The sequence below is a fragment of the Streptomyces sp. NPDC020362 genome, assembly GCF_040642095.1.
GTDB lineage: Bacteria > Actinomycetota > Actinomycetes > Streptomycetales > Streptomycetaceae > Streptomyces.
The window spans coordinates 1-5,471 of the sequence record NZ_JBFAET010000344.1; the positions used below are offsets into that span (position 1 = coordinate 1).

The window sequence follows — 5,471 nt, forward strand, 5'->3', positions numbered from 1 at the left end:
CACCCAACTACCCCTGGTACTCCCTGCTCGTCATCGCCCTCGCAGCCTTGGACGGCCGCTGGGAGTGGCTCGCCGTCATAGCGGCCGGCACAGTCCTCTACCTCGCCGGGCGACTGTTGCCCGGGTTCCCTCTGCAGGCGTGGGCCTATGGCGCTGCAGCTCTCACGGTCGCACTGGGTGCCTGCCTGAGAGGCATGAAGTCAACGCAGCCCCTGCTGATCGGCCGTGAGGCGCTCGGGCGAGCGAGAGTCGGCAGTCTGACCGGCCGGGTCCGGGAGCAGCCTCCGCCTCGCCCTTGAGATCGTCGAGCGCGCGGCTTCGGCGCCGCTGGATTCATGGTGATGTCGCGCAGGCGGAAGTGGTAAGCGGCACCTGAAGGAGGCAACCCCGGCCACATGCACGCAAGCGGCGTAGAGGTGACCAGGTGGCCTGAACTGCATGGTGCTGGGATGGAGTGCCCATGCTGGGACCGTGCTGGGACGGCCCCTCCAGATACACGATTCCGTCGTCGAGAGACCGTCCGAGGGATGCGGCGCATGAGAGAGCGGCCGTCGGCTCGACTATCCGGAGAGTGTGCAAGTCGTCCCCGAGGTGATCGGTGACTCGAGCCCATGTGCCCTTCTTCTGCTTGTGGACTTCGTTTCCTTTCAGATCGTTGTGCAGCCCTCGCCGTCGATGCTGGATGGTCCGGCGCCACTCCGGGTATCCGTCGTGGACCGGCGGCATCTCCGGTGAGGGCTCATCACCGGGCCGGATCGAACGCGTCGAGAGGAGGTGTTCTCCCGGTGATCGCTCGTCGGTGAGCTGGTGGTGCGAGTGAATGGGGCCGCAGCACTGGACGAGGAGCGCATCTGTACCTTCGCAAGCTGAATTCGGGTAAGTGGCAGGCCACCGCCCGTAGTCGTTTGGGGGTGCGTTTCACGGCGACGTTCCTTCTCAAGGCACAGGCCCGTGAGTCTTTTCCAACCTGGCGTAGAGCGGTGCAAGTCGAAGCTGGTGGCTCCACGTAGCAGTGAAGCTCCTGGTAGACGGGTTCACGACCAAGATCACCCGTCGCCCGACCAGGAGCTTCGTCGTGTTTGTCTACCGTTCTGCGATCGACCTGTCCTGATCGGCCCTGCGTCTGCTGTCCCTCCACCTCGCAGCGCGCCGCACCCAGCTGCGAACGTGCTGGCGGCGGCTGTGTACGGGCCGTCAGGCTCTGTCGGCTCTGCCCCACTTGAGCTGCGGCGACACCTACACCCGCCTGGCCGCTGCCTTTGACGTCCGGGGTGGCCACCGCGCACCGGTACGTCGCCGAGGCCATCGACGTCCCGGCCGCCCTCGCACCCACGCTCCGGCAGGCCACCAGCACGGGCAGGGCCAAGGCGTTCGTGATCTTGGATGGCACCCTGCTGCCCATCGAGCGGATCGCCGCCGACCGCCTCTACTACCCGGGCATCAAACACAAGAAGCATGGTATGGACGTGCAGGTCCTGGCCGATCCGTTCGGTCAGCTGCTGTGGGCCTCAGCTGCCCTGCCCGGCGCAGTTCACGACATCAAGGCCGCCCGCACCCACGGCATCATCGACGCCCTGACCCACGCGGGCATCCGCTGCTGGGCCGACAAGGGCTACCAGAACGAGGGAGGCACGGTCCGCATTTCCTACCGTGGGCGGTGGAACGAGCCGTCGGCCGGCCGACGGACCGTCAACGTCTCCCACGCGAACATCCGGCACCCCCTTGTGCGTCACTGGATTCCGGTGGCTCTGGTCACCATGCGTTGATGACGGGCGCGTCGGGTTCGTGCTGCCGCCAGCCCTCGTTGAGGCGCGCGAGCCGGTCCGCGGCGGCGATGCCTAGTAGGGACGCGACCTTGCCGTCGCTGACTTCGAACACCACGGCGCCCACGACCCGGTCGTCGGTCACGGCGAGGACGGCCGGGGAGCCGTTGACCAGCGCGATGTGGAACGCGGGGGAGCCGCCGGCCAGCCGCCGCTTCGCCGAGGTGGGCTTGAAGCCGGCCCGCACGTAGGAGGCGATGCGCTCGCGCGTGTTGTACCGCAGCAGGCGCCTGGCCAGTCCGAAGCCGTCCGAGACCGAGGTCGCGTCGTCGGTGAGCAGCGCCACCAGCCTTTCGGTGCGCCCCGATGTGGCGGCGGCGAGGAACTCCTCGACGACCCGGCGCGCGGACGCGGGGTCCACCTCGTCGTCGCTGCGGCGCTCGGCGGTGATCCGGATACGGGCCCGATGGACATGCTGCTGGCTCGCGGACTCGGTGATGTCGAGGATCCCGGCGATCTCGGCGTGGGGGTACGAGAAAGCCTCGCGCAGGACGTAGGCGGCCCGCTCGACCGGCGAGAGGCGCTCCAAGAGGGTCAGTACGGCCAAGGACACCGATTCGCGCTGCTCAAAGGTTTCGGCCGGACCAAGCATCGGGTCGCCTTCAAGGAGCGGCTCGGGCAGCCAGGCACCAGCCGCTCGCTCGTGGCGCGACTGCGCGGAGCGGAGCCGGTCGAGGCAGAGATTGGTGACGACCTTGGTCAGCCACGCCTCCGGCACCTCGATGCGTTCCCGGTCCGCGGCCTGCCAGCGCAGGAACGTGTCCTGCACGGCGTCCTCGGCGTCGGTGGCCGAGCCGAGCAGACGGTACGCGAGCGAGGCCAGCCGGCCCCGGCTGGCCTCGAACCGATCGATTGCTGCGCTGTCCATGCGGAGGAGCTTATGCGGCGCCCCTCGCACCGGTCCGGTCAGGCGCGGTGGCCAGGCGGTGCCTGCGCTTGGGCATGCCGAAGGTCGGGTGGGCGATGCTCCACCCGGCCCCGTTGAGCACGCCCGACTTGAGCAGCGCGGCGGTCCGGCCGCCCAGATACCAGGACATCGAGTGGGCGTCCCCGTCCACCATCTGGAAGATCGCGTCTCGCCGCCCGAGGCTGATGTGGTTGCCGTGGTACTTCAGCCCGGTGGTCGGGACCTTGCTGCCCGTCAGGCGCGCGATGATCGCCGCGGTCGCCTGCATGTTGGTGCAGCCGGCCGAGGCGCAGGACATCGGCAGTGGCCGCCCGTTCTCGCCGATCGCGTAGGCGCTGTCACCGGCGGCGTAGACATCCGGGTGCGAGACCGAGCGCATGGTGCGGTCGACGACGATCTGGCCGGTCTCGGCGACCTCCAGGCCGCTGGCAGCCGCGATGGGGTGCACGGCGAACCCGGCCGACCACACGGTCACGTCGGCCGGGATGGACGTACCGTCGGCGGCGATCGCCTGTGTCGGCTCGACGGCCTCGATGCCGGTGTGCTCGTGGACGGTGATGCCGAGCCGGTCGAAGGCTTGGCGCAGGTGACGGCGGGCCTTCGGGGAGAGCCAGGTGCCCAGCTCGCCGCGGGCGGCGAGCGCGACCGAGAGGTCGGGCCGGGACTCGGCGAACTCGGTGGCGGTCTCGATGCCGGTCAGCCCCTCACCGACGACCAGCACGGTGCTGCCCTCGCCCAGGCCGGCCAGGCGCTTGCGCAGACGCAGCGCTGAGGACCGGCCGGTCACATCGAAGGCGTACTCGGTCACGCCGGGGAGGCCATGGTGGGCTACAGAGCTGCCGAGCGCGTAGAGAAGCGTGTCGTACGCGAGCTCGCTGTCGCCGTCCTCGCCGGTCACGGCGACGGTCCTGCGCTCGGGGTCGACGCCGGTGACGCGCGCCAGGCGCAGCCGCACCCCGGTGCCCGCGAATACGTCGGCGAGCTTGCGGAACGCGAGATTCTGGCCGATCGCGAGCTGGTGGAGCCGCATCCGCTCAACGAAGTCGGGTACGGCGTTGACGACGGTGATCTCGGTGTCGGCCGGAGAGAGCCGGCGAGCCAGGTTTCCGGCGGCGAAGGCTCCGGCGTATCCGGCGCCGAGTACGACGATGCGGTGCTTCATGGCGTTGCTCCTGTCTCGTTCGCGTGTCCCTTGAACGGGACGGTGCCCCGATCGCTGACAGGAGTCGGGTGTGATGCGGGTCACCGAACTGAGACGAGCGGCTGAGCCTCCGACAGGCGCTTGGGCCTGTCTTGGGCAGTCGAAACGGAGTGATGGCCAACTACAGATCGGCCTTGTACACGTTCCCTATGACGCATCATGTGGAGTGCGTGGCGATCCTGGAGCCAGTCGGCAAGGGTTCCTGACCTGCGGTTTCGTGCGCGCATTATGTGTGGTGTGGGCTAGAAGGCCGATGAAGATGTTGTGTTCTGGTCCCGTACTCGCCTGTGCGGGGCCAGAGTTGTAAGCATGATGGGGCGGCCGCGGAGGGAGCCGGTGGGGCCGGATGTATGGGCCACTTGCCGGGAGTTGATCCCGGCAGGGAGCGTGTTCGCGTTCCTGGCCGAGCACCGGGACGCCCTGTTCCCGGAAGCGATGTTCGCCGACATGTATCCGTCGTCGGATGGCCGGCCCTCGGTCCCGCCGGGGGTACTGGCCTGCATGGTCGTCCTGCAGACCTTGCACGGCCTGTCCGATATCGAAACGGTTCAGGAACTGCGCTGCGACCTGCGGTGGAAGGCCGCGTGCGGGCTCTGTCTGCACGATCCAGCCTTTCACTCCGTAGTGGCCGGCGAAGCCGACCGCTTCCGGATGCAGCGGGACCGCCTCACCAGGGGCGACGTGCCGGCAGACGACGGTCTTGGTCCGGTCGTAGACGATCGTCATCGGAGCCCCGCCGAAGTGCGCGAACGCCCGGCGGCGGCAGTCGAAGAACGTCTGCAGGTCCTGGCTGATGGTGAAGCAGCAGAACGGATCGCGGGACTACGAGAGTGTCATGTGGAAGGAGTAGACCTTCGCGATGCCCAGGTGGGCGAGAATCTTGCCCTCATCCCCCAGTCCACCTGGGCCTGGGCCCCTGGGATCACCTCGAACCGGCGGTGTATCCTCGCCAGTTCCTCGGGCGTGATCCCCAGTTCCTCGGCGATCCTCGGCCGGGCCGTCTGAACATAGAGCTTGACCCGCTGATGGTTCCCGGTGAAGCCGTACTCCTGGGCCAGCCGCTCGTGAATGACCGCGGCCTTCATCAGGACCTCAGCCCGTAGCATCGAGTCGATCAGCGGTCCGAACTCGTCGATCACCTTGCCCGCGACCGCCCGCTCGGCGACCGCCGCGGAGGGGTTGCCGGCCCTGGGGACGAGAGGTATTTGCGTACCGTCTTGCGGTCCAGCCCGGTCTCCCGGGCGATCTCCGACAAGCTCATCGCCCCGGACTTCAGCAGGCCGCGAAAGCGCCGAAGCTCCAGCCAACGCTGCGGATCCAAGACCACTGCCAGCCCCCTCCGCCGCCTGTATCGACCAAGCAGCAGAGTGCCGAGCAGCAGGTCTCAACGCATCAGCAACTGTCCCTTTTCATCCGTACGAGGCTGGGGACGTTCATGTGTACGCCGGCACTGCGACGCACCAGCGTCATCACACCGGAGCACGGCGACGGAGAGTCACCTGCCGCCGCTCTCAGGTTGATCGTCGTCCGTTCCCGCCCC

2 protein-coding genes and 4 pseudogenes are annotated in these 5,471 nt (G+C 68.2%); 3 read left to right on the forward strand and 3 right to left on the reverse strand.

Annotated elements, in window-relative coordinates; genetic code table 11:
• Both AB0H32_RS46470 and AB0H32_RS46475 read left to right on the forward strand, forming a co-directional pair.
• A pseudogene (locus tag AB0H32_RS46470) lies at positions 1 to 299 on the forward strand (hypothetical protein); the annotation flags it as partial.
• Positions 300 to 1,117: 818 nt separating this feature from the next.
• Positions 1,118 to 1,715: pseudogene (locus AB0H32_RS46475) on the forward strand (transposase family protein); the annotation flags it as partial.
• Positions 1,716 to 1,752: 37 nt separating this feature from the next.
• On the opposite strand, the gene AB0H32_RS46480 reads toward AB0H32_RS46475, so the two are convergent.
• Both AB0H32_RS46480 and AB0H32_RS46485 read right to left on the reverse strand, forming a co-directional pair.
• Positions 1,753 to 2,691 (reverse strand): sigma-70 family RNA polymerase sigma factor, encoded by a 939-nt coding sequence (locus AB0H32_RS46480; RefSeq protein WP_361135220.1) that lies wholly within the window; start codon positions 2,689 to 2,691, stop codon positions 1,753 to 1,755.
• A gap of 10 nt (positions 2,692 to 2,701) precedes the next feature.
• Entirely contained in the window at positions 2,702 to 3,892 is a 1,191-nt protein-coding gene (locus AB0H32_RS46485; RefSeq protein WP_361135223.1) for an FAD-dependent oxidoreductase, read from the reverse strand.
• A gap of 348 nt (positions 3,893 to 4,240) precedes the next feature.
• On the opposite strand from AB0H32_RS46485, the pseudogene AB0H32_RS46490 reads away from it, so the two are divergent.
• Positions 4,241 to 4,552, forward strand: a pseudogene (locus AB0H32_RS46490) (transposase); the annotation flags it as partial.
• Here AB0H32_RS46490 and AB0H32_RS46495 read toward each other — a convergent pair.
• Positions 4,553 to 5,258, reverse strand: a pseudogene (locus AB0H32_RS46495) (DDE-type integrase/transposase/recombinase); the annotation flags it as partial.
• Positions 5,259 to 5,471: the final 213 nt, after the last annotated feature.